This is a genomic window from Streptomyces iranensis, from assembly GCF_017874715.1.
GTDB classification, from domain to species: domain Bacteria; phylum Actinomycetota; class Actinomycetes; order Streptomycetales; family Streptomycetaceae; genus Streptomyces; species Streptomyces iranensis.
Genome location: NZ_JAGGLR010000035.1, coordinates 91,837 through 113,351, shown reverse-complemented (window position 1 = coordinate 113,351; position 21,515 = coordinate 91,837). Strand labels below are relative to the sequence as shown.

Below are 21,515 nucleotides of genomic sequence, written 5' to 3'. Positions count from 1 at the left end.
ATCCGATTTCCGGTCGTTTCCGATCCGAATTCCGTTTCCGGCCCCCTGCTGGAGCGGGGTCTTTCGCGCCTTCCGGCGTGTCCACTACTTTAGCGGATTCCCCCGGATGCTCATAATCGAGTTCCCCGGTCCGAATTCCGGCATGCCGAAATCCATCCCGATGAGGGGCCGTGCAGTAGTGGTTTGCCGCCGGTGCGGCTCGATGGTCGCCGCGTTTCCCCGTAGGGCTCCGTGGCAACTCGGTGAACACTACACGACGCCCCGAGGACCATCAAACCCATGGCCGGACCCCCCGTCAGGGCGTACTGTCTATGGCATGACGAGCGCATGTGTTCACCCACGGTGGTGGGCCGCCTGACGGCGGCCGCCCCTTATCAAGCACATGCGCAACCACGGCCGCCGCTCCGGCGGCCGTTCGCGTTTCTCCCTCCCGCGAATCCCGGCCGACCGGGTCGGCGGTCCCGACACAGCGGGAGACGCGGAGAGATGACAGAGACGAAGACGGCACGGCGCCGGATCTTCAGTGGGATCAAACCGAGCGGACATCTGACCCTCGGCAACTACCTCGGGGCCGTACGCCGGTGGGTCCAGGAGGACCAGCACCGCGCCGACGCGCTGTTCTGCGTCGTCGATCTGCACGCACTCACGGTGGAGCACGATCCGGCGCGGGTGCGGCGGCTCACCCGGCAGGCCGCCACACTGCTGCTCGCCTCGGGGCTCGATCCCGAGCTCTGCACGCTGTTCGTCCAGAGCCATGTGGATGAGCACGCGCGGCTGTCCTATCTCATGGAGTGCACGGCCACCGACGGCGAGATGCGGCGGATGATCCAGTACAAGGAGAAGTCCGCGCGGGAGCAGGCGAGAGGGGGGAGCGTACGGCTGTCACTGCTCACCTATCCGGCGCTGATGGCGGCCGACATCCTCGTCTACGGAACGCATGAGGTGCCGGTCGGCGAGGACCAGACGCAACATGTGGAGCTGGCCCGGGATCTGGCGCAGCGCTTCAACCAGCGGTACGGACCGGTCTTCACCGTGCCCCGGGCCACCAATCCGCGGGTCTCGGCGCGGGTGATGGATCTGCAGGATCCGACCTCGAAGATGGGGAAGTCGCACGCGGAGACGGCGGGCATCGTCTATCTGCTCGACGAGCCGGATGTGGTGCGGAAGAAGGTCATGCGGGCGGTCACGGACAGCGGTACCGAGGTGCGGTACGACCGGGCGGAGCAGCCGGGGGTGGCCAATCTGCTGGACGTTCTCGCCTCGTGCACGGATGGCAAGCCGGAGGCGCTGGCCGACGAGTTCAGCTCGTACGGGGCGCTGAAGGGGGCCACGGCGGAGGCGGTGCTGGAGGTGCTGCGTCCGCTTCAGTCCCGGCACGCCGAGCTGTGCGCCGACCCGTCGTATGTGGACGGGGTGCTGCGGGCCGGGGCCGAGCGGGCGCGTGGGCTGGCCCGGCCCCGGGTGGACGAGGCGTATGCGGCGGTCGGGCTGCTGCCGCCCGCCTGAGCGAAGCGGCTCTTCGTCAGGCTCTCCGTCGGGCTCTTCGTCGGGCTCTCCGTCAGCTGTTGCCGGAGGCGAGCTCGCGGCTGCGGTCGCGGGCCGCCTCCAGCGCGGCGATCAGCGCGGCGCGCACCCCGTGGCTCTCCAGTTCGCGGATGGCGTTGATGGTGGTGCCCGCCGGGGAGGTCACGGCCTCGCGCAGCTTGACCGGGTGCTGATCGCTGTCGCGCAGCATCACCGCCGCGCCGATGGCCGCCTGGACGATCAGGTCATGGGCCTTGTCGCGGGGCAGGCCCAGCAGGATGCCCGCGTCGGTCATCGCCTCGACGAGGAAGTAGAAGTAGGCCGGGCCGGAGCCGGAGAGCGCGGTCGCGGCGTCCTGCTGGGACTCGGGCACGCGCAGCGTCTTGCCGACGCCGCCGAAGATCGCCTCGGTGTGGGCGAGGTGCTCCTCGTTGGCGTGGCTGCCCGCCGAGATGACGGACATGGCCTCGTCGACCAGCGCCGGGGTGTTGGTCATGACCCGGACGACCGGGGTGCCGGCGGCCAGGCGCACCTCGAAGAAGGAGGTGGGGATGCCGGCGGCGCCGGAGACGACCAGCCGGTCGGCGGGGACGTGCGGGGCGAGCTCGTCGAGCAGGGCGCCCATGTCCTGCGGTTTGACGGTGAGGATGAGGGTCTCGGCGGCCTTGGCGGCCTCGGCGTTGGAGACGGCCTCGACGCCGTAGCGCGACCGGAGCTCCTCGGCGCGCTCGGGGCGGCGGGCCGTGACCAGCAGGTCGGACGGCGACCAGCCGCCTCGGATCATTCCGCTGAGAAGGGCTTCGCCGATCTTTCCCGTGCCGAGCACGGCGACCTTCTCCGTCATGGTGCGGCTCTCCTCATGCCTGTGCGGCTTGTGCGTGTGCTGCGTAGGTGTTCTCCGCCATCCTCGCACGGGTGGCCCATTCCTCCTGGCTCTTATGAATTTCTTATTCATTGTTCGATGAATTAATTTTTACGCGCCATCCGGCGTGACGGGGAGGCCGCTTTGCGCCCGCGCCGACCAGGGCGCCCGGAACGAAACAGTCCTGTTCGATGACTCCAAGTTCACAAGTCGGTTACATATCGACTTGCAAATGGTCACAGTCTCATGGACACAATAGGGCTCGGTGTCTATACGTACGGGAAGGGGGCGATGGTGAGGACGATCCGGCATACCGCTCACGCACTGGTAACGGCGGTTGCCGTGTTGCTCGCCCTCTTCATCGCGGCCGATTCCGCGTCCGCGCAGGTCATCCATCCCGAAACGGTCAGCGCCACCGCATCAGCCGATCCGCGGCCGACCACCGAATCATTGGTATCCGCGCACGGCGACCACGGAACTGAAGATTGCAAGGGGCTCCGCGGAAGGGCCCCGCTCACCGCTCCCACACCGAGCGGCAAATACGGATGTGTGTGCGGTTGCGATGCCGGTGTTCCAGCGCCGCGTACCGCCATCTCCACCTCGGTCACCGGACGGCAAGCCGTTCCGGTGTCGAGATCGGGCGAGCTGCCCGTCATCCTCCAGATCTTCCGCTGCTGAGAGCTACACCGCCGTAGCCCGGCGGTCCGTCTCACGCATTTCTCAACGCTTTTCACGCGTCTCGCAGCAAGCGATCTCAACCGCCAGCGACCGATTCCATCGATCCCACTGACGTAGCGCTATGCCGTGCCCCCGCCTGCCCATGAGCCGGTGACGGGGCGCACTGGAGGCAACCCTCATGCGAAATCTCCTTGACCGTTTCCGTGGTGCCGGAGGCACCTCAGGCTCATCCGGCGCCGGAACCTTCCGCGCCGACTTCACCGCTTCTCTCGTCGTCTTCCTGGTGGCCGTCCCCCTGTGCGTGGGGGTGGCGGTCGCCTCCGGTGTGCCGGCCGAGCTCGGCCTGATCACCGGCATCGTCGGCGGGCTGGTCACCGGCTTCCTGCCGGGCAGCAGCCTGCAGGTGTCCGGCCCGGCCGCCGGTCTGACCGTCCTGGTCTACGAGGCCGTGGAGCAATACGGCGTCGCCGCGCTCGGCGTCCTCGTCCTCATCTCCGGACTGCTCCAGCTGGCCATGGGCGCGCTCGGCCTCGGCCGATGGTTCCGGGCGATCTCCGTCGCCGTGGTGCAGGGCATGCTCGCGGGCATCGGCCTGGTGCTGATCGCCGGACAGCTGTACGCGCTCGCCGACACCAAGGCCCCGAGCAGCGGGCTCGACAAGATCTTCAGCATTCCGGGGCTCATCGGGGATGTGGCCGGTTCCTCGGACGCCCTGAAGGCGGTCGCCGTGGGCGCCGGGACGATCGTCATCCTGGTGCTGTGGCCGCGCTTCCGCCAGGGCGCCAAGGTGCTGCCCGCGCCGCTGGCGGCCGTCGCACTCGCCACGGCCGCGACCGCGATCTTCGACCTGCCGATCGCGCGGGTCGAGGTCAAGGGTCTGCTGGACGCCATCCAGCCGCCCGGCGGGGGTGAGTTCCAGGCCCTCGCCGAGGTGGGCGTCATCGGCACCGTGCTCGCGTTCACGCTGATCGCCTCCGCCGAGAGCCTGTTCAGCGCCGCGGCCGTGGACCGGCTGCACGACGGTCCGCGCACCGACTACAACAAGGAGCTGATGGCGCAGGGCGCGGGCAACACGGTGTGCGGTCTGCTCGGTGCGCTGCCGATGACCGCGGTGATCGTGCGGAGCGCGGCCAATGTGCAGGCCGGTGCGAAGACGAAGGCGTCGCGGGTGCTGCACGGTGTGTGGCTGCTGGTCTTCGCGGTGCTCTTCCCCTCGGCGCTGGGCATCATCCCGGTGGCGACGCTCGCCGGTGTGCTGGTGTACTCCGGCTGGAAGCTGATCCCGACCAAGGATCTGGTGCCGCTGTGGAAGAGCCACCGGGGTGAGGCGATCATCCTGATCGTCACCGCCGGCGCGATCGTGATCACCAATATGTTCGAGGGCGTGATCATCGGTCTGCTGATGGCCGTGGCCAAGACCGCCTGGGAGACCTCGCATGTGCATGTCGAGGTCACCGGGCGCGAGGACGGCGCCGGCGCCGACGCCGGAGAGAAGCCCCTGCACGTCCGGGTGCGCGGCAACGCGACCTTCCTGCGGCTGCCCAAGCTGCTGGACGAGCTGGAGGGGCTGCCCCGTGAGCGCGAGGTGGAGCTCGACCTGACCGGGCTGCGCCATGTGGACCACGCCTGCGAGATGGCGCTGGCCACCTGGACCGAGCGGCACAACGCGGTGGTCAAGCGGGACGCCGCCCTCGAGGACCGCATCCCGGCGTAACCCATATATAGGGGGAGACGCCTACAGAGGGAGACGCCTTCCCGTCGCCCGGCCCCCGGCGCCGCACTCGCGGTGCCGGGGGCCGGCTGCGCTCCGGCCGGGCTCGTGGGTCAGCCGCAGGGCACGGTGACGAAGCCGTCGCTGCCGGTCTTCACATACGCGTCGGATACGTACTGGCCCGGGGCGATGTTGTCCCAGATGTCCGAGGTGCCGTACGGCCCCGAGACCTTCTGACCGTGCCGCTGGCAGCGGATGGGGACCCGGCTGTTGTACGGCAGCACCTTCACGAGCCGGTGGTTGGTGCCGGGACCGCTGCGGACGTTCAGCTGGTACCCGGGCGCGACCGGATAGGTGATCGCTCCGGCGGTGGTTTCCACCGTGTCCGCGACGGTGTCCGTGGCGTCGGTGGTGGCTACGGTGTCCGCGGTCTCTTCGATGGCCATGTCGGCCCCTCCCCCGTTGAACTTCTTTCCGAAGTTGTGCATATGTCGTGTGAAGTGACACGACATGCGGAGGCTAACAAGGCTCGCACGTGTCATCGACTAGGCTCGCCGAGTCGCGAATGCGGCCGAATTCACGGGGGTGGGGCATGCCGCCGGTGCACAGAGCCGGGACGGGCCCGGAAGCGGAGGATCCGGAGTACGCCGGGCAGTACCAGCTCGAGGCGCGCCTCGGATCCGGTGGCATGGGCGTGGTGCATCTGGCCCGTTCGCACTCGGGGCGGCGGCTCGCGGTGAAGGTCGTCCATGCCGGGTTGGCCGAAGACCCCGAGTTCCGGGCGCGGTTCCGGCAGGAGGTGGCGGCCGCCCGGCGGGTCAGCGGCGCGTTCACGGCGCCCGTGGTGGATGCCGACCCGGAGGGGCCCAGGCCCTGGATGGCCACCCTCTACATCCCCGGCCCGACGCTCGCCGAACACGTCAAGCGGAGCGGGCCGTTGGCGCCGGACGAGATGGTGCGGCTGGCGGCGGGGCTCGCCGAGGCGCTGCGGGACATCCATCGGGCGGGCGTGGTGCACCGCGATCTCAAGCCGAGCAATGTGCTGCTCGCGGCGGACGGCCCGAAGGTCATCGACTTCGGCATCTCCCGGCCGTCCGACAGCGAACTGCGCACCGAGACGGGCAAGTTGATCGGCACCCCGCCGTTCATGGCGCCGGAGCAGTTCCAGCGGCCGCGGGCGGTGGGACCGGCGGCGGACGTGTTCGCGCTGGGGTCGGTGCTGGTGCACGCGGCCACCGGGCGGGGGCCGTTCGAGTCCGAGAGTCCGTACATCGTGGCGTACCAGGTGGTGCACGACGAGGCGGATCTGGCGGGGGTGCCGGATGAGCTGCTGCCACTGATCCAGCGGTGTCTGGCCAAGAACCCCGAGGACCGCCCCACGCCCGACGCCCTGATGACGGTGTTGCGTGCCGTCCGCGGACCCCGGTCGCCGGCGCCGCGCGGACCCGTGCCGCTGGTGCCGCAGCAGCGCACGCCGGAGCCGCACTCGCTGCCGGGTGGACGCTGGGGGCAGGACGACGGCACCACGGATACGCATGTGAAGGCGGCCCTTGCCGAGACGGCGGCCCCTGATCCAGTGGATCCCGATCCGGTGGCCTCCGATCCGGTGGCCACCGATCCGGTGGATCCCGATACGCATGTGAAGGCGGCTTCCGAGCCGGAACCGGCCGCGGACCAGGCCGAGTCGGGGGCGGACCAGCCCGTGGCGCGGCGCCGGGGGATCCGGCGGTGGGCCCTCTCCGGGTTCGCGGCCGTCGTACTGCTCGGTGCGGGCACGGTCGTCGCTCTGCGCCCGTTCGACGGCACGGACTCCTCCGGCGGCGGCCGGCCGCGGATCAGCGCGGCGACCGCGGAGGCGTGGCGCCCCTGGACGACCGGGCTGGACGTCGGAAAGGCCGCGGGCTCGGGGGCACGGCCCGCGTTCTGCTCGTACGGAGCGGGCGCGCTGTACTGCGCCCGGCACGGCGTCGAGACCGCCCGGGTCGATCCGGACGACGGCCGCGTGGTCTGGTCACGGCCGTCCGCGGCGGCGCGCCCCGGTGACGGCGCGACGATCTCCGCCCCCGTGGTCGCGGGCGGTCTGGTGCGGACGGTGTCCCCGGACGGCGGGCGGCTGCGCGCGCTCGACCCCACGACCCACCGCGTCCGCTGGAGCCGCGATGTGTCCCGCTACCAGGGCGGGGTCTACTCCTCGGGCGACACCGTGCTGCTGGTCACGCCGGACGGCATGGTCACGGCGGTGAACGGGGCGACGGACAAGGAGCGTTGGAGCCATCGGCTGCCCGGCCACGCCCGGCCCGCCTTCTTCTCGTACGGCGACGGCCGCACCGCGTACGCCGTGACCACCGCGGGCGACGGCTCGCACACGCTGGTCACGGCCGTGGACACGGTGCGCGGTACGACGCGCTGGCACGCCTCGCTCAGCGGCAACCTCACCCCGGCCGGAAGCGGCCCCGACGGCGTGCTGCTGCTGACCGAGACGGACACCCGGACCAGTACCACCGCTGTCGTGCGCTACGACCCGGAGCGGCGCGCGGCCCGGCGGGTCGCGCTGTCCGCGCCGGTGTCCGCGATCAGCGCCGTCACCAGCGGCGACCGGGTGTACGTGCTGGGCACGGACGGCGGGTTGGTGGCCGTCGACACCGCGCGCGAGGGCTCGGCGCGGTCGCGGCTCTGGCGCCTGGAGACCTCGGTCTCCAACGCCTCGCCGCTGGTGGCGGCGGACGGCAGGCTGTACTTCTCGGCGGCGGACGGCCGGCTGCTGGCCGTGGACGCCCAGCGGGGCGAGGTGATCGGCGAGACCCGCTCGCGCGGCGGCGCGGCCGGTCAGGGCTTCCTGGATCTGATGCCCGCGCCCGTGGTGGCGGACGGCAAGGTGTTCGCGACGGCCCCGGACGGCACGCTCTTCGCCGTGGACGGGCGGAATCCGGCCGGTTGGTGAGCGGCGTCACGGGCCCTTGGCGCGAGCCGGGCCTAGAGTGACCGCCGGATCGTGGGTCGGTGGGAGAAGACAGGAAATGGCACTGCGCGCCGGGGACCCGGAGTCCATCGGAGGCTACGCACTCGAGCGGCGGCTCGGCCGTGGCGGGATGGGCACGGTGTATCTGGCCCGGTCGCCTTCGGGGCGGCGGCTGGCGCTGAAGGTGGTGCATCAGCAGTTCGCCGACGACGACGAGTTCCGGGTGCGGTTCCGGCAGGAGGTCGCGGCCGCCCGGCGGGTCAGCGGCGCGTTCACCGCGGCCGTCGTGGACGCGGACCCCGATGCCGTGCTGCCGTGGATGGCGACCTCGTACGTCCCCGGCCGGACCCTCGCCGAGCGGGTCGCGGCGGGCGGTCCGCTGCGCGGCGCCGAGTTGCGACGGCTGGCGATCGGGCTGGTCGAGGCGCTGCGGGACATCCACCGGGCGGGGGTGGTGCACCGGGATCTGAAACCGGCCAACATCGTGCTGTCCGACGAGGGCCCCCGCGTCATCGACTTCGGCATCTCCCGGGCGGCCGACCACCAGACGCTGACCATGACGGGCCGGGTCATGGGCACGCCCCCGTTCATGTCGCCGGAGCAGTTGCGCGATCCGCGCGAGGTCGGGCCGGAGTCCGATGTGTTCTCGCTGGCGACGGTGCTGGTGTACGCGGCGACCGGCCAGAGCCCGTTCGACGCGGACAGCCCCTATATGACCGCCTATCACGTGGTGTACGAGCCCCCGGCGCTGGACGCGGTGACCGGGCCGCTGCGTGACGCGGTCGCGGACTGCCTGAGCAAGGACGCGCCCGCGCGACCCGGGCTGGACGAGTTGCTGGAGCGGCTGCGGACGCTGCCCGAGGACGACGGTGACGACAGTAAGGGCGGTGACGACGACCGTAAGGACGTCACGGACGCGGACGGCGGCACCGGCGAGGGCGACGAGGGCGACGCCGCCGTGCCGACCGAAGTCGGCCGTGCGCCGGGCCGCGGCTATCTGACCCGCCGCCCCCTGGTGATCGCCGCCGCGGCCGCGGGCCTGGTCGCCGCGATGGTGGGGACGGTCGTCTTCCTCCGGGCCGGATCCGGACCCGGGGGCGAGCCGGATGCCCGCCCCACCACCCGCTCGTCGGGGAACGGCTCGCTCCCGTCCGGCTGGCGCCCCTGGCAGCGCACCCTCGCCGGACCCGACGCCGACATCGTGACCAGTGCCAATGGCGCTCCGCGCTCGGTCAGCGGGCCGACCGGCCGCCGCTGTCTGCCCTCGGGCACGGATCTGTACTGCGGTGGTTCCGGGATCGCCCTGACCCGGCTGGACGTCCGGGGACGGGTGGCGTGGCACCGGTCGGCGAAGCCGAGCGAGCTGATCGGAGTGGCGGGCGGTCTCGTACTGGGCACCGTGGAGAAGTCGGACGGCACGGCCCGGCTGGAGGGCTACCGCACCAGCGACGGTGAGCGGGTCTGGCGGACCGATGTCGGCAGCGCCTACCAGGGGGCGGTGTTCCAGCGAGGGGACCACCCGGCCGTGCTCACCCAGAGCTGGGACCAGGAGACGTTCCAGGCGGTGGACGTGCGCACCGGCCGCACGCTCTGGTCGCGCCGGGTCGGTCACGGGCTGACCTGCGGTCCGGATGTGGTGGCCGGACGCCCCCTCGCGGACTGCGGGCCGCTGGAGGACCGGGGCGACCCGGCCGTTCCGAGCGGGCTCTACACCCTCTCCCCCACCACGGGAGCACCCCGGCGGATCGGCACCGTCTACGTGGGCTCCTTCCTCGCCGAGCGCTCCGGCGACCTCCTCTATCTGGAGCAGCGCGAGCATGACACCGACGACTACACCGATCTGCTGTTCCTCGGCACGGACGGGGGACGGCAGCGCCGGGTGAAGCTGCCCGAGGGGCTCTCCGCCCAGCAGATCACGCCCGCCCTGGTGGGCGACACGCTCTACTTCGTCCGGCAGAACGGCGAGGTCACCGCCGTCACCACGGCCGGAAAGCGGCTGTGGGGCAAGGCGACGCAGGTGGAGTGGCTGGGCCCGCCCGTGGTGTCCGGGCGCCGGAACGCCCTGTATCTGGCCACCGCCGCGGGCCGGGTGGTCGCGCTGGACCGCCGGGACGGCCGGGTGCTGTGGCGGACCAAGGCGCGTACGGACCCCGGTGGCATCCCCGCCGAACTGACGCTGAGCGGGGACGCCCTCACCACGGTCTACGGATACGACACCCTGGAGGCGTCCGGAATGGACGTCAGCCGGGGCGGCTGATGCGGTAGGGAGGTCAGCCGAGGCGGCTGCCGCGCGACGTCAGCCGGGGCGGCTGATGCCGCGGCGCGAGGTCAGCCCAGTTGGCTGATGTCGCGGACCGCGCCCTTGTCCGCGCTGGTGGCCATCGCCGCGTAGGCGCGCAGCGCGGTGGACACCTTGCGCTCGCGGTTCTCCGGGGCGTAGACGCCACCGAGCTCCTCACGGCGGGCCGCCAACTCCTCCTCGCTCACCAGGAGGTCGATGGAGCGGCCGGGGATGTCGATGCGGATCCGGTCGCCGTCCCGGACCAGGGCGATCGTGCCGCCGGACGCCGCCTCCGGCGAGGCGTGGCCGATGGAAAGGCCCGACGTGCCGCCGGAGAAGCGGCCGTCGGTGACCAGCGCACATGCCTTGCCCAGGCCGCGGCCCTTGAGGAAGGAGGTCGGGTAGAGCATCTCCTGCATTCCGGGGCCGCCCTTGGGGCCCTCGTAGCGGATGACGACCACGTCGCCCTCCTTGACCTGCTTGCCCAGGATCCGCTCGACGGCCTCCTCCTGGGATTCGCAGACCACGGCCGGGCCCTCGAAGGTCCAGACGGACTCGTCCACGCCCGCGGTCTTCACCACACAGCCGTCGACGGCCAGATTGCCCTTGAGGACGGCGAGCCCGCCGTCCTTGGAGTAGGCGTGCTCCATGTCGCGGATGCAGCCGCCGGTGGCGTCCGTGTCCAGGGAGTCCCAGCGCTCGGACTGCGAGAAGGCGGTGGCGGAGCGCTTGCAGCCGGGGGCCGCGTGCCACAGCTCGATGGCCTCGGCGGACGGCGAACCGCCGCGCACGTCCCAGGTCTTGAGCCAGTCGGCGAGCGAGGAGCTGTGCACGGAGTGGACGTCCTCGTTCAGCAGCCCGCCGCGGAACAGCTCGCCGAGGATCGCCGGGATGCCGCCCGCGCGGTGCACGTCCTCCATGTAGTACGTGCCGCCGGGGGCGACGTTCGGGGCGACCTTGGCGAGGCAGGGCACCCGGCGGGAGACCGCGTCGATGTCCTTGAGGTCGTAGTCCAGACCGGCCTCCTGGGCGGCGGCCAGCAGATGCAGGATCGTGTTGGTCGAGCCGCCCATGGCGATGTCGAGCGCCATGGCGTTCTCGAAGGCGGCCCGGGAGCCGATGGAGCGCGGCAGAACCGTCTCGTCGTCCTGCTCGTAGTGGCGCTTGGTGATCTCCACGACCGTACGGCCGGCGGTCTCGTAGAGCGCCTTGCGGGCGGTGTGGGTGGCCAGCACCGAGCCGTTGCCCGGCAGGGAGAGGCCCATCGCCTCGGTCAGGCAGTTCATCGAGTTGGCGGTGAACATGCCGGAACAGGAGCCGCAGGTCGGACAGGCGTTGTTCTCGATGCGGAGGATGTCCTCGTCCGAGACGCTCTCGTTGACCGCGTCCGAGATCGCGTTGATCAGGTCCAGCTTGCGGACGGTGCCGTCGACGAGCGTGGCCCGGCCCGCCTCCATGGGGCCGCCGGAGACGAAGACGGTCGGGATGTTGAGCCGCATCGCGGCCATCAGCATCCCGGGGGTGATCTTGTCGCAGTTGGAGATGCAGATCAGCGCGTCGGCGCAGTGCGCCTCGACCATGTACTCCACGGAGTCGGCGATCAGGTCGCGGGAGGGGAGGCTGTAGAGCATCCCGCCGTGGCCCATGGCGATGCCGTCGTCCACGGCGATGGTGTTGAACTCGCGCGGAATGCCGCCCGCAGCGTGGATCGCCTCGCTGACGATCCGGCCGACCGGCTGGAGGTGGGTGTGGCCGGGCACGAACTCGGTGAAGCTGTTGGCGACGGCGACGATCGGCTTGCCGAAGTCCTCGCGCGCTACGCCGGAAGCCTGCATAAGGGCGCGGGCGCCCGCCATGTTGCGGCCGTGGGTGACGGTACGAGACCTCAGCTCGGGCACGATGCTCGGCTCCCTCGTGATACGTGGTCCTGCGGATCGGATCGGAGTCTTCTGAGCCTACGCCTGTGCCCACGGATCCGGATGGTCCGTCCGGATCCAGAGACGGCCGGGTCACTGAGCGGAACGGACCGATCGGCGCTCGGTCAGCGATCGGCCCGTTCGCGCCCGGCCGGTCAGGCTTCCGATCAGCTCTCGGTCAGATAGCGCTGCAGAGTGGGCCCCACCATGGCCACGATGTCGTCCGCCTCCGCCGAGGCCATCGGCTCCATCCGGATCACATACCGCAGCATCGCGATCCCGATCAGATGCCCGGCCGCGAGCTGGGCCCGGAACTCGGGGTTCGGGACGTCCAGCTCACCCGCCATCCGCACCAGCACCCGGCGCTCGATCATGCCGCGCAGCACCACGGCGGCGGTCTCGTTGGTCAGCGCCGAGCGCATCACGGCGAGCAGCGGCAGCCTGCTGACCGGGTTCTCCCAGATGCCGAACATATAGCGGGCCATCCGCTCGCCCGCGCCCTCCCGGCTGCCGTGCACCGCGTCCGGGACGCCCATGGCGGGGGCGAAGATCAGCTCGATGGCGGCCTCGAAGACCTGCTCCTTGGTGCCGAAGTAGTGGTGGACCAGCGCCGGGTCCACCTCAGCGGCCTTGGCGATGCCGCGGATCGAGGTCTTGTCGTAGCCGCGCTCGGCGAACTCGTTGCGCGCCGCGATCAGGATCCGGTCGCGGGCGGCGGGGCCGTCTGAGGTGCTCGTACGGGCCGGACGGCCGCGCTTGCGCGGTGGTGTGGCGGACCCGGATGCGGCGGCGGTCATGAACCGGGCACCGCCCTGCTCCGCCGGGTGTGCGAGGTCGGCGAGGCGAGGTGCAGCCTGGTGAAGGCCAGGGCCTCCGCCAGATCGGCCTCGCGCTCGGTCGTGGACATGGCACGCCGGGTGTTGACCTCGACGACCACATTGCCGTCGAAACCGCCGGTCGCGAGCCGTTCCAGCAGCTCGGCGCAGGGCTGGGTGCCGCGCCCCGGCACCAGGTGCTCGTCCTTGTTGGAGCCCTGGCCGTCGGCGAGGTGGAGATGGGCCAGCCGGTCGCCCATGCGGTCCGCCATCTCCAGCGCGTCCGTACGGGCGGTGGCGGTGTGCGACAGGTCGATCGTGAAGTGGCGGTAGTCGTCCTGGGTGACGTCCCAGCCCGGGGCGTAGGCCAGCATCTCGCGGTCGCGATAGCGCCACGGATACATGTTCTCGACCGCGAACCGCACATCGGTCTCATCCGCCATCCGCCAGATTCCGCGGACGAACTCGCGGGCGTACGCCCGCTGCCATCGGAACGGCGGGTGGACCACGACGGTGGACGCGTCGAGCTTCTCGGCCGCCGCCCTCGCCCGCTGCAGCTTCACCCACGGGTCGGTCGACCAGACCCGCTGGGTGATCAGCAGACAGGGGGCGTGCACGGCGAGGATCGGCACCTGGTGGTAGTCCGAGAGCCGACGCAGCGCCTCGATGTCCTGGCTGACCGGATCGGTCCACACCATGACCTCGACGCCGTCGTAGCCCAGCCGTGCCGCGATCTCGAAGGCCGTCGCCGTCGACTCCGGATAGACCGAGGCTGTGGACAGCGCGACCTTCGCATCCGGGATGCGCACCACTGGCTCTGTCACGAGGGACAGCGTACGGCGGCTGCTCTCCGCAACCGAACCGCGGCGGCCTTTGCGGCTGAACGGCCGCCGCTTTCCGGCCCCGGTCACGCTCCGTGGCCGGGTGGGCAGGTGGGTAGGTGGTCAGGTGGGGGCAGGTGGTCAGGTGGGGGCAGCTGGTCAGGTGGGCAGGTGGTCCAGGCGGCGGAGGATCACGCCCTCGCGCAGCGCCCATGGGCAGATCTCCAGCTGCTCCACGTCGAACAGGTCCATCGCGGCCTCCGCCACCAGCGCCCCGGCCGTGAGCTGTCCGGCCCGGCCCTCGGAGACCCCGGGCAGCTCGGCCCGCTCCTGAGTGGGCATGGCGGCCAGCTTCGGCACCCACTCCTCCAGCGCCCGGCGGGTGAGCCGGCGCTCCACGTACAGTCCCTCGGCGGAGCGCGCGGCGCCGGTGATCCTGGCCAGCTGCTTGAAGGTCTTGGAAGTGGCCACCACATGGTCCGGCGCCCCATGACGGCTGAAGTCGCCGACGCTCCGGGCGATCTCGGCCCGCACATGGCGCCGCAGGGCCCGTACGTCCGCCGGGTCGGGCGGATCAGCGGCCAGCCAGGACCCGGTCAGCCGGCCGGCCCCCAGCGGCAGCGAGACCGCCGCGTCGGGTTCCTCGTCCATGCCGTACGCGATCTCCAGCGAACCGCCGCCGATGTCCAGGACCAGCAGCTTCCCCGCGGACCAGCCGAACCAGCGGCGGGCGGCCAGGAAGGTGAGCCGCGCCTCGTCCGCGCCGCTGAGCACCTGGAGCCGTACGCCGGTCTCCTCGGCGACCCGGGCCAGGACCTCATCGGCGTTGGACGCCTCGCGGACGGCGGAGGTCGCGAACGGCAGGACGTCCTCGACGCCCTTGTCCTCGGCCGCCTCCAGCGCCTCCATGACCACCGCGATCAGACGGTCGACGCCGTCGGGGCCGATGGCCCCGTGCCCGTCGAGGAGTTCGGCCAGCCGCAGTTCGGCCTTGTGCGAATGCGCGGGCAGCGGGCGCGCGCCGGGATGGGCGTCCATCACGAGCAGATGAACCGTATTCGAACCCACGTCGAGGACACCGAGTCTCATAGCGTGAACGCTACTGCTCCCACCTCGGTGTCATGCACAGGTCCTCCCCGTTCTCGCGCATGAGCCACGCCGGGGACGTGCGCGGTCCCCACCTCCGGGTTTTCGCCGAAGGCGCCTACCCTTGCACCGTGGCAAAGACGAAAAAGGCGAAGCAGGACAAACGCCGGAAGGCCGCCCTGGAGTGGGCGGCCCAGGAGCCGATGCCGTCCGGGGCGGAGGGCGCCGAGGACGCCCCGAGCACCGAGGACGAGGTCGGCCTGGACTTCGCCCGCGCATGGGTCGAATTCCCCGATCCGGCCGACGACGAGCAGCTCTTCCGATGCGATCTGACCTGGCTGACCTCCAAGTGGACCTGCATCTTCGGCCAGGGCTGCCAGGGCATCCAGGCGGGGCGGGCAAGCGACGGCTGCTGCACGCTGGGCGCGCACTTCTCGGACGAGGACGACGAGGCGCGGGTCGGACGCCATATGGCCCGGCTGACCCCGGAGATCTGGCAGTTCCACGACGAAGGGCACGCCTCGGGGTGGGTGCAGGTGGACGACGACGGCGAGCGGCAGACCCGGCGCCATAAGGGCTCGTGCATCTTCCAGAACCGGTCGGGCTTCGCGGGCGGCGCGGGCTGCGCGCTGCACATCCTGGCCCTGCGGGAGGGGCGCGAGCCCCTGGAGACCAAGCCGGATGTGTGCTGGCAGCTGCCGGTGCGCCGGTCCTACGACTGGATTGACCGACCGGACGACACCCGGGTGCTGCGGGTCACCATCGGCGAGTACGACCGGCGCGGCTGGGGGCCGGGCGGCCACGATCTGCACTGGTGGTGCACCTCGGCCACCTCGGCGCACGGGGCCGGGGAGCCGGTGTTCCGGTCGTACCGGCCGGAGCTCACGGAGCTGATGGGCAAGGCCGGGTACGACCGGCTGTCCGAGCTGTGCGAGCAGCGCATGGCGTCGTCGCTGCCGCTGCTGGCACCGCATCCGGCTGATCCGGATCTTCCGGTGGGTCCGGCTGATCTGGTTGTTCCGGCTGATCTGGTTGTTCCGGCTGATCCGGCTGATCCGGCTGATCCGTCGGACCCGGACGGCTGACGAGGCCGTGCCGCCTGCGGCGGGCTGCGCCCTGACCTGCGGTCGATCATCTGCCGCGCCGTCGTGGCTGGTCGCGCAGTTCCCCGCGCCCCTTCGGGGCGCCTTCCGTACCCCCGGGGGTCCAGGGGCGGAGCCCATGCCACGCGCCATGCGAGAGCGCCTCGTGTCAGTGCTTCGCGGCGGGCGAGCCGGAGGGTGTGGGCGACGGGTCGCCCGGGGACGGGGTCGGCTGGCCGGAGGGGCCCGTGGGGCTGGGCGTGGGCTCGGGGGACGCGCCCCGGCCCTCGATCAGCACCACCGCGCCCGCCGGGTCCACCGAGACCCGCGCGCTCCAGTGCCCGGCCGGCTCCCGACCGTGGTCCACCGAGACCGTGATGGTCGTGGAGTCGCCGGGCCGCAGCACCCCGGCCGTGTGGTTCAGCTGGAGCCAGGGCGCCCCGGCGGAGGCCGACCAGTGCACCGGTGAACCGCCGGACGCGGTGAGAGTGATGACCGTCACATCGCCCTCGGGATGGGCCGTGACCGTGAGCCGCCCCGGTCCTGGCGCGGGCCGGGAGGGTCCGGAGCCATCCCCGGGGCGGCCGCCACCGGCCGGGGAGCCGTCCGGGCGGGATGCCTCGCCGCCCTTGTGCCCCGGCCGCTCCGCCACACCGTCCGCGTCGATCACCTCGACCGACACATCCGACGCCCCGCGGCCCGCCTTGGCGCTGCGCGGGCCGGAGCCGATCCGCGTGCCGGAACGGTCCTGCGCGCTGCCGGTCTGCTCGTAGGAGCGACGGGCGGGCCGGTCCTGACCGGCCGGGGCCTGGTCCGCGCCGTCCGCGTCGGCGGCGGCCACCGAGTCCGTGTCGCGCTCGTCACCGGCGAGCGGGGCGCCCCGATAGGCGGCCCACAGGGCGAGCACCGGGGCCGCCACGACCGTGGCGACCACCGTCGTGGTCATGACGCGGCTGCGCATCCGGCTGCGGCGGGCGGCCCGGTCCTGGGGCTCCAGCGGAAAGCCGCGCCGGTCGAACCGGGGCCCGGCGCCCGCGCGGGCGGGCCGTCCGCCCAGCGCGCCCAGCAGTGCGGCGTGCACGGCGGCGCGGGGAGCCTCCACCACCGGGAGCTCGGCGGGCGCGGCCGCCGTACCGGGCCAGGGCCCGTCGGCCGTGGCCCGCTCGGCCATCCGGCGGCACTCGCGGCAGTCGTCCACATGGCGCACCAGCTCGCGGCGGAGGGCGGCGGAAAGCAGCACCTGGGTGTCGCCCGCGAGCCGCGCGACCACCGGGCAGTGGCCGAGCTCGACGACGGCGAGCGCGGCGCGGGTCCGCTCCACCTCGCAGGCGGCGCTGGAGAGCAGGGCGCGGGTCTCCTCCTGGTCCTTGCCGAGCACGGCGGCCACCTCGGAGGGGCCCAGCCGGTGGCGCACCGCGAGTTCGAGCGCCTCGCGCTGCTCGGCGGAGGTCCCGGCGGCCTCCGGCCAGGCCAGCGCGGCCAGTTCGCGGCGGCGCTGGGCGGCGATGGGCTCGGGCAGCTCGGCCGCGGCGCCGTCGCCCGGGGTGTCCGTCCCCGTACGGCCGCGGCGCTCGGCCAGTTTGCGCAGACAGGCCCAGCGGGCGACCGCGTAGAGCCACGGGCGGGACAGCTCGCCCTCCGCGGTCACCCGGCCCCGCCCCCGGCCGGTGCGGCGCTCGGCCACCGCCAGTACGTCGCCCACCGCGACGGCCGCGGCGTCGTGCTCGCACAGGGCCGACAGGCAGTACGTGAACAGGCCGTCCAGGTACGGCTCGTAGCGTTCCGGAGGCCGCTGGGGGCGGGTGGTGGTGGAGCGGGGCGCACGGCGCCGCGCCCGCTGTGCGCCGGTGGTCTGTGTCGAGTGCTCGGACCTGCTGCTCATCACCCGGCGACGGTAGGCGGATGATGCAGACTTCCTCGCGCCACTTGCACAGTTTTAACCCTTACGGGTGACCATCTCCCTCATAAGGGGACAGGTGTCCCCCTCCGGTGGCCATAACCTGATATGTGCCCGGCGCGGTTCGGCTCTGTCGGTGGCCGGCGCTAGCGTTACGGCATGGCTGCCCGTAGCTCCTCCCGCTCATCCGCCAAGGACCGGCCCTCCTACCGCTGTACGGAGTGCGGCTGGACCACCGCCAAATGGCTCGGCCGCTGCCCGGAGTGCCAGGCGTGGGGCACCGTCGAGGAGTACGGGGCGCCCGCGGTGCGCACCACCGCACCCGGCCGGGTCACCTCGGCCGCCCTGCCCATCGGCCAGGTGGACGGCCGTCAGGCCACCGCGCGGGGCACGGGCGTGGACGAGCTGGACCGGGTGCTCGGCGGCGGGCTGGTCCCGGGCGCGGTCGTGCTGCTCGCCGGGGAGCCCGGGGTCGGCAAGTCCACGCTGCTGCTGGACGTGGCGGCCAAGGCCGCCTCCGAGGAGCACCGCACGCTCTACATCACCGGTGAGGAGTCGGCGAGTCAGGTGCGGCTGCGCGCCGACCGCATCGGCGCGCTGAGCGAGCATCTCTACCTCGCCGCCGAGACCGACCTCTCCACGGTCCTCGGCCATCTGGACTCGGTCAAGCCCTCGCTGCTCGTCCTGGACTCGGTGCAGACCGTCGCCTCGCCCGAGATCGACGGCGCGCCGGGCGGGATGGCGCAGGTGCGCGAGGTGGCCGGGGCGCTCATCCGCGCGTCCAAGGAGCGCGGGATGTCCACGCTGCTGGTGGGCCATGTCACCAAGGACGGCGCCATCGCCGGGCCCCGGCTGCTGGAGCATCTGGTCGATGTCGTGCTGCACTTCGAGGGCGACCGGCACGCCCGGCTGCGGCTGGTCCGCGGGGTGAAGAACCGCTACGGGGCGACGGACGAGGTCGGCTGCTTCGAGCTGCACGACGAGGGCATCACCGGGCTCGCCGACCCCTCCGGGCTGTTCCTCACCCGCCGTGACGAGCCGGTGCCGGGCACATGTCTGACGGTCACCCTCGAGGGCCGCCGGCCGCTGGTGGCCGAGGTGCAGGCGCTCACCGTGGACTCCCAGATCCCCTCGCCGCGCCGGACCACCTCCGGTCTGGAGACCTCCCGGGTCTCGATGATGCTGGCCGTGCTGGAGCAGCGCGGCCGGATCAGCGCGCTGGGCAAGCGGGACATCTACAGCGCCACGGTGGGCGGCGTGAAGCTGTCCGAGCCCGCCGCGGACCTCGCCGTGGCGCTCGCGCTGGCCAGCGCCGCCAGTGACACCCCGCTGCCCAAGAACCTGGTGGCGATCGGCGAGGTCGGGCTCGCGGGCGAGGTCAGGCGGGTCACCGGGGTGCAGCGGCGGCTGTCGGAGGCGGCCCGGCTCGGCTTCACCCACGCCCTGGTGCCGGGCGACCCGGGCCGGATCCCGGACGGGATGCGGGTGCTGGAGGTCGCGGACATCGGGGACGCGCTGCGGGTGCTGCCGCGGCGCCGGGAGCGGGGTGAGAAGGCACGGGTGGAGGCGGACGACCGGGGCTGACATGGTGGGCGAGGCGTCACCGGAGCGGTGGCGGGAGCGTGGCCGAGTGCGCTGGTGAGGGCGTACGGCAGGGGTCGGCGAGCCGGGTGGCGCGCGGCCCAGGTGGAGTCGCGCTCCGCCTGGCGCCTACGGGCGTACGCCGGGAGACCCCACGGGAGGCCGGTGGCCGCCGGTAGACTTTGCCCTGGTCTCGCCCATACGTGGCCTCGCGCACCGCCATGGCAGGGCGACTCGTGGCACCGACAGACCTTGCGACGGAGGAGTGCAGTGGCAGCAGGCGACCGGGCAACGGCACCCGGCAAGGCCGACGGGCTGATGCGTGCCTCCCTGAGCGCGGTCGCGCCCGGCACGGCGCTGCGCGACGGCCTCGAGCGCGTTCTCCGGGGAAACACCGGCGGGCTGATCGTGCTCGGCACCGACAAGACCGTCGAGTCGCTGTGCACCGGCGGCTTCGTCATCGACGTCGAGTTCACCGCGACCCGGCTGCGCGAGCTGTGCAAGCTGGACGGCGCGCTGGTGCTCGACAAGGACATCACCAAGATCGTGCGGGCCGGGGTGCAGCTGGTGCCGGACGCGGCGATCCCCACCGAGGAGACCGGCACCCGGCACCGGACCGCGCAGCGCGTCTCCATCCAGACCGGCTTCCCGGTGGTCTCGGTCAGCCAGTCGATGCGGCTGATCGCGCTGTATGTGGACGGCCAGCGGCGGGTCCTGGAGGACTCGGCGGCGATCCTCTCCCGCGCCAACCAGGCGCTGGCCACGCTTGAGCGGTACAAGCTCCGCCTCGACGAGGTGGCGGGCACGCTCTCGGCCCTGGAGATCGAGGATCTGGTCACCGTCCGGGATGTGAGCGCGGTCGCGCAGCGGCTGGAGATGGTCCGCCGTATCGCCACCGAGATCGCGGAGTACGTGGTCGAGCTGGGCACCGACGGCCGGCTGCTCTCCCTCCAGCTGGACGAGCTGATCGCGGGCGTGGAGCCCGAGCGCGAGCTGGTGGTGCGGGACTACGTGCCCGAGCCGACCGCCAAGCGCACCCGTACGGTGGCCGACGCGCTCGCCGAGCTGGACCGGCTGACCCACGCCGAGCTGCTCGAACTCCCCATCGTGGCCCGCGCCCTGGGGTACACCGGCTCGCCCGAGACCCTCGACTCCGCCGTCTCGCCGCGCGGCTTCCGGCTGCTGGCCAAGGTGCCGCGGCTGCCGGGCGCCATCATCGAGCGGCTGGTGGAGCACTTCGGGGGCCTGCAGAAGCTGTTGGCCGCGAGCGTGGACGATCTGCAGATGGTGGACGGCGTGGGCGAGGCCCGAGCGCGCTCGGTCCGCGAGGGGCTGTCGCGGCTGGCCGAGTCGTCCATTCTGGAGCGGTACGTCTAAGGGGCCGTGGCCCCAGCCCCTGGACCCTGGAGTCCAGGGGCGGAGCCCCTGGTCAGTCCTTCTCGAGGACGAACGACACCTTGGCCGTCCCGAGGCCGTCCACCTTCACCTCGACCAGATACGTGCCCGGCTTGGCCGACGCGCTGCCCGACGGCGTGGCGCAGTGCTCGGCGCTGCGCTTGCGGTCCCATTCCACGGTGCGCTTGGTCTGGCCGGAGCCCGCCACCTCGACCAGCGCGGCGGCGCTGCCCTCGGGGCAGTCGTCGGAGGCCCAGACGTGGGCGTTGTGGGCGTCGGTGATGGTCAGCGAGGCCGCGGCACGCCCGAAGTCGACCTTGCAGGAGCTCGACTTGGTGTTCTTCACGACGATCTCGAAGTTGGGCTTCTCCCCCGGCGCCCAGGTGTTCTTGACCTTGGAGTCCTTGACGCTGCGCACCGTCAGCTCCGCATCGCCGGGGCGGCAGTCCCGCAGGCTCGACCCGGCGGGCAGGCCCTGCCCGGTCCCGGTGCCGATGCCACCGCCCGCGCCGCCGCCCGATGAGCCGCCCGCGCCGCCGGAGCCGCTGCCGCCGCCCGCGCCACCGCCACTCGCGTCCGCGCCGCCGTCGTCCGAGCCGCCGCCGCTGCCCCCGCTGCCGCCGGAGCCCGAGCCGCCGCCGTCCGACTCGTCGCGCCCGCCCGGCCGTTCGCTGTTGACCGGCCCGGAGGAGGAGGGGCCCGGGGTGATCGTGCTCGCGGGTCCGCCGCCGCCCGACCCCTTGCCCTCGTCACTTCCGCCACCGCCCGAACCACCCCAGCCGAAGGCCCAGATGACCACGAGAATGATGACGACGAGCAGGGCCAGCGCAATGGCCCTCCGCCGCCAGTAGATGGAGGAGGGAAGCGGCCCGATCGGATTGCGCAGAGATCCCACGCGGAAACTCTA

Annotated in this window: 16 protein-coding genes; 8 read left to right on the top strand and 8 right to left on the bottom strand. The window is 72.3% G+C overall.

The window, feature by feature from the left end:
- The first annotated feature begins 486 nt into the window (after positions 1-486).
- Positions 487-1,506 carry a tryptophan--tRNA ligase gene (gene trpS, locus J2Z30_RS45015; protein ID WP_044571904.1) on the top strand — a complete coding sequence of 340 codons (1,020 nt, stop codon included), beginning with the start codon at positions 487-489 and terminating at the stop codon, positions 1,504-1,506.
- Between the two features lie 52 nt (positions 1,507-1,558).
- On the opposite strand, the gene proC is transcribed toward trpS, so the two are convergent.
- Positions 1,559-2,368, bottom strand: a complete 810-nt coding sequence (proC, locus tag J2Z30_RS45010; protein WP_044571906.1) for a pyrroline-5-carboxylate reductase — start codon at positions 2,366-2,368, stop codon at positions 1,559-1,561.
- A 309-nt stretch (positions 2,369-2,677) separates the two neighbouring features.
- Here proC and J2Z30_RS45005 point away from each other — a divergent pair, with 309 nt between their 5' ends.
- Positions 2,678-3,064, top strand: a complete 387-nt coding sequence (locus J2Z30_RS45005; RefSeq protein WP_078956741.1) for a hypothetical protein — start codon at positions 2,678-2,680, stop codon at positions 3,062-3,064.
- 178 nt (positions 3,065-3,242) lie between these two features.
- Entirely contained in the window at positions 3,243-4,778 is a 1,536-nt protein-coding gene (locus tag J2Z30_RS45000; protein WP_078956742.1) for a SulP family inorganic anion transporter, read from the top strand.
- Positions 4,779-4,888: 110 nt separating this feature from the next.
- Here J2Z30_RS45000 and J2Z30_RS44995 read toward each other — a convergent pair whose 3' ends face one another.
- The gene (locus J2Z30_RS44995) at positions 4,889-5,221 is read right to left on the bottom strand and encodes an SH3 domain-containing protein (protein WP_044581602.1); all 333 of its coding nucleotides are present in this window, start codon (positions 5,219-5,221) and stop codon (positions 4,889-4,891) included.
- A gap of 146 nt (positions 5,222-5,367) precedes the next feature.
- Here J2Z30_RS44995 and J2Z30_RS44990 point away from each other — a divergent pair, with 146 nt between their 5' ends.
- Entirely contained in the window at positions 5,368-7,716 is a 2,349-nt protein-coding gene (locus J2Z30_RS44990; protein WP_044571907.1) for a serine/threonine-protein kinase, read from the top strand.
- Positions 7,717-7,792: 76 nt separating this feature from the next.
- A complete protein-coding gene (locus tag J2Z30_RS44985; RefSeq protein WP_044571909.1) occupies positions 7,793-9,991 on the top strand; it encodes a serine/threonine-protein kinase in 2,199 nt (732 codons plus the stop codon).
- A 71-nt stretch (positions 9,992-10,062) separates the two neighbouring features.
- On the opposite strand, the gene ilvD is transcribed toward J2Z30_RS44985, so the two are convergent.
- The 4 genes from ilvD to J2Z30_RS44965 all read right to left on the bottom strand — a co-directional run bounded on the left by ilvD (position 10,063) and on the right by J2Z30_RS44965 (position 14,656).
- Positions 10,063-11,913, bottom strand: a complete 1,851-nt coding sequence (gene ilvD / locus J2Z30_RS44980) for a dihydroxy-acid dehydratase (RefSeq protein WP_044571911.1) — start codon at positions 11,911-11,913, stop codon at positions 10,063-10,065.
- Positions 11,914-12,098: 185 nt separating this feature from the next.
- A complete protein-coding gene (locus J2Z30_RS44975) occupies positions 12,099-12,728 on the bottom strand; it encodes a TetR/AcrR family transcriptional regulator (RefSeq protein WP_044571913.1) in 630 nt (209 codons plus the stop codon).
- Positions 12,725-13,570 (bottom strand): sugar phosphate isomerase/epimerase family protein, encoded by an 846-nt coding sequence (locus J2Z30_RS44970; RefSeq protein WP_044571914.1) that lies wholly within the window; start codon positions 13,568-13,570, stop codon positions 12,725-12,727. Before J2Z30_RS44970 ends, J2Z30_RS44975 begins: the two co-directional genes overlap by 4 nt.
- A gap of 156 nt (positions 13,571-13,726) precedes the next feature.
- Complete coding sequence (locus tag J2Z30_RS44965) at positions 13,727-14,656, bottom strand: Ppx/GppA family phosphatase (protein ID WP_044571916.1); 930 nt, start codon at positions 14,654-14,656, stop codon at positions 13,727-13,729.
- 200 nt (positions 14,657-14,856) lie between these two features.
- Between J2Z30_RS44965 and J2Z30_RS44960 the strand changes: the two genes are divergently transcribed.
- Complete coding sequence (locus J2Z30_RS44960; RefSeq protein WP_245389198.1) at positions 14,857-15,738, top strand: DUF3109 family protein; 882 nt, start codon at positions 14,857-14,859, stop codon at positions 15,736-15,738.
- Positions 15,739-15,904: 166 nt separating this feature from the next.
- Here J2Z30_RS44960 and J2Z30_RS44955 read toward each other — a convergent pair whose 3' ends face one another.
- Positions 15,905-17,617, bottom strand: coding sequence for a BACON domain-containing protein (locus tag J2Z30_RS44955; protein WP_044571918.1), 1,713 nt, complete (start codon positions 17,615-17,617; stop codon positions 15,905-15,907).
- Positions 17,618-17,791: 174 nt separating this feature from the next.
- Here J2Z30_RS44955 and radA point away from each other — a divergent pair, with 174 nt between their 5' ends.
- Positions 17,792-19,216, top strand: coding sequence for a DNA repair protein RadA (gene radA / locus J2Z30_RS44950; protein ID WP_044571920.1), 1,425 nt, complete (start codon positions 17,792-17,794; stop codon positions 19,214-19,216).
- Between the two features lie 315 nt (positions 19,217-19,531).
- A complete protein-coding gene (gene disA, locus J2Z30_RS44945; protein ID WP_044581604.1) occupies positions 19,532-20,590 on the top strand; it encodes a DNA integrity scanning diadenylate cyclase DisA in 1,059 nt (352 codons plus the stop codon).
- A gap of 52 nt (positions 20,591-20,642) precedes the next feature.
- Here the strand turns inward: disA and J2Z30_RS44940 are convergent, their stop codons facing one another.
- Complete coding sequence (locus tag J2Z30_RS44940; RefSeq protein ID WP_052701436.1) at positions 20,643-21,503, bottom strand: hypothetical protein; 861 nt, start codon at positions 21,501-21,503, stop codon at positions 20,643-20,645.
- Positions 21,504-21,515 lie beyond the last annotated feature (12 nt).

Bases quoted from the DNA above. Each gene is read 5' to 3' on its own strand.
- J2Z30_RS44985 (WP_044571909.1), top strand. From the start codon at position 7,793: ATGGCACTGCGCGCCGGGGACCCGGAGTCCATCGGAGGCTACGCACTC.
- J2Z30_RS44960 (WP_245389198.1), top strand. From the start codon at position 14,857: ATGCCGTCCGGGGCGGAGGGCGCCGAGGACGCCCCGAGCACCGAGGAC.
- J2Z30_RS44990 (WP_044571907.1), top strand. From the start codon at position 5,368: ATGCCGCCGGTGCACAGAGCCGGGACGGGCCCGGAAGCGGAGGATCCG.
- proC (WP_044571906.1), bottom strand. From the start codon at position 2,368: ATGACGGAGAAGGTCGCCGTGCTCGGCACGGGAAAGATCGGCGAAGCC.
- disA (WP_044581604.1), top strand. From the start codon at position 19,532: ATGCGTGCCTCCCTGAGCGCGGTCGCGCCCGGCACGGCGCTGCGCGAC.
- J2Z30_RS44955 (WP_044571918.1), bottom strand. From the start codon at position 17,617: ATGAGCAGCAGGTCCGAGCACTCGACACAGACCACCGGCGCACAGCGG.
- trpS (WP_044571904.1), top strand. From the start codon at position 487: ATGACAGAGACGAAGACGGCACGGCGCCGGATCTTCAGTGGGATCAAA.
- radA (WP_044571920.1), top strand. From the start codon at position 17,792: ATGGCTGCCCGTAGCTCCTCCCGCTCATCCGCCAAGGACCGGCCCTCC.
- J2Z30_RS44975 (WP_044571913.1), bottom strand. From the start codon at position 12,728: ATGACCGCCGCCGCATCCGGGTCCGCCACACCACCGCGCAAGCGCGGC.
- J2Z30_RS44995 (WP_044581602.1), bottom strand. From the start codon at position 5,221: ATGGCCATCGAAGAGACCGCGGACACCGTAGCCACCACCGACGCCACG.
- J2Z30_RS44965 (WP_044571916.1), bottom strand. From the start codon at position 14,656: ATGAGACTCGGTGTCCTCGACGTGGGTTCGAATACGGTTCATCTGCTC.
- J2Z30_RS45005 (WP_078956741.1), top strand. From the start codon at position 2,678: ATGGTGAGGACGATCCGGCATACCGCTCACGCACTGGTAACGGCGGTT.
- J2Z30_RS45000 (WP_078956742.1), top strand. From the start codon at position 3,243: ATGCGAAATCTCCTTGACCGTTTCCGTGGTGCCGGAGGCACCTCAGGC.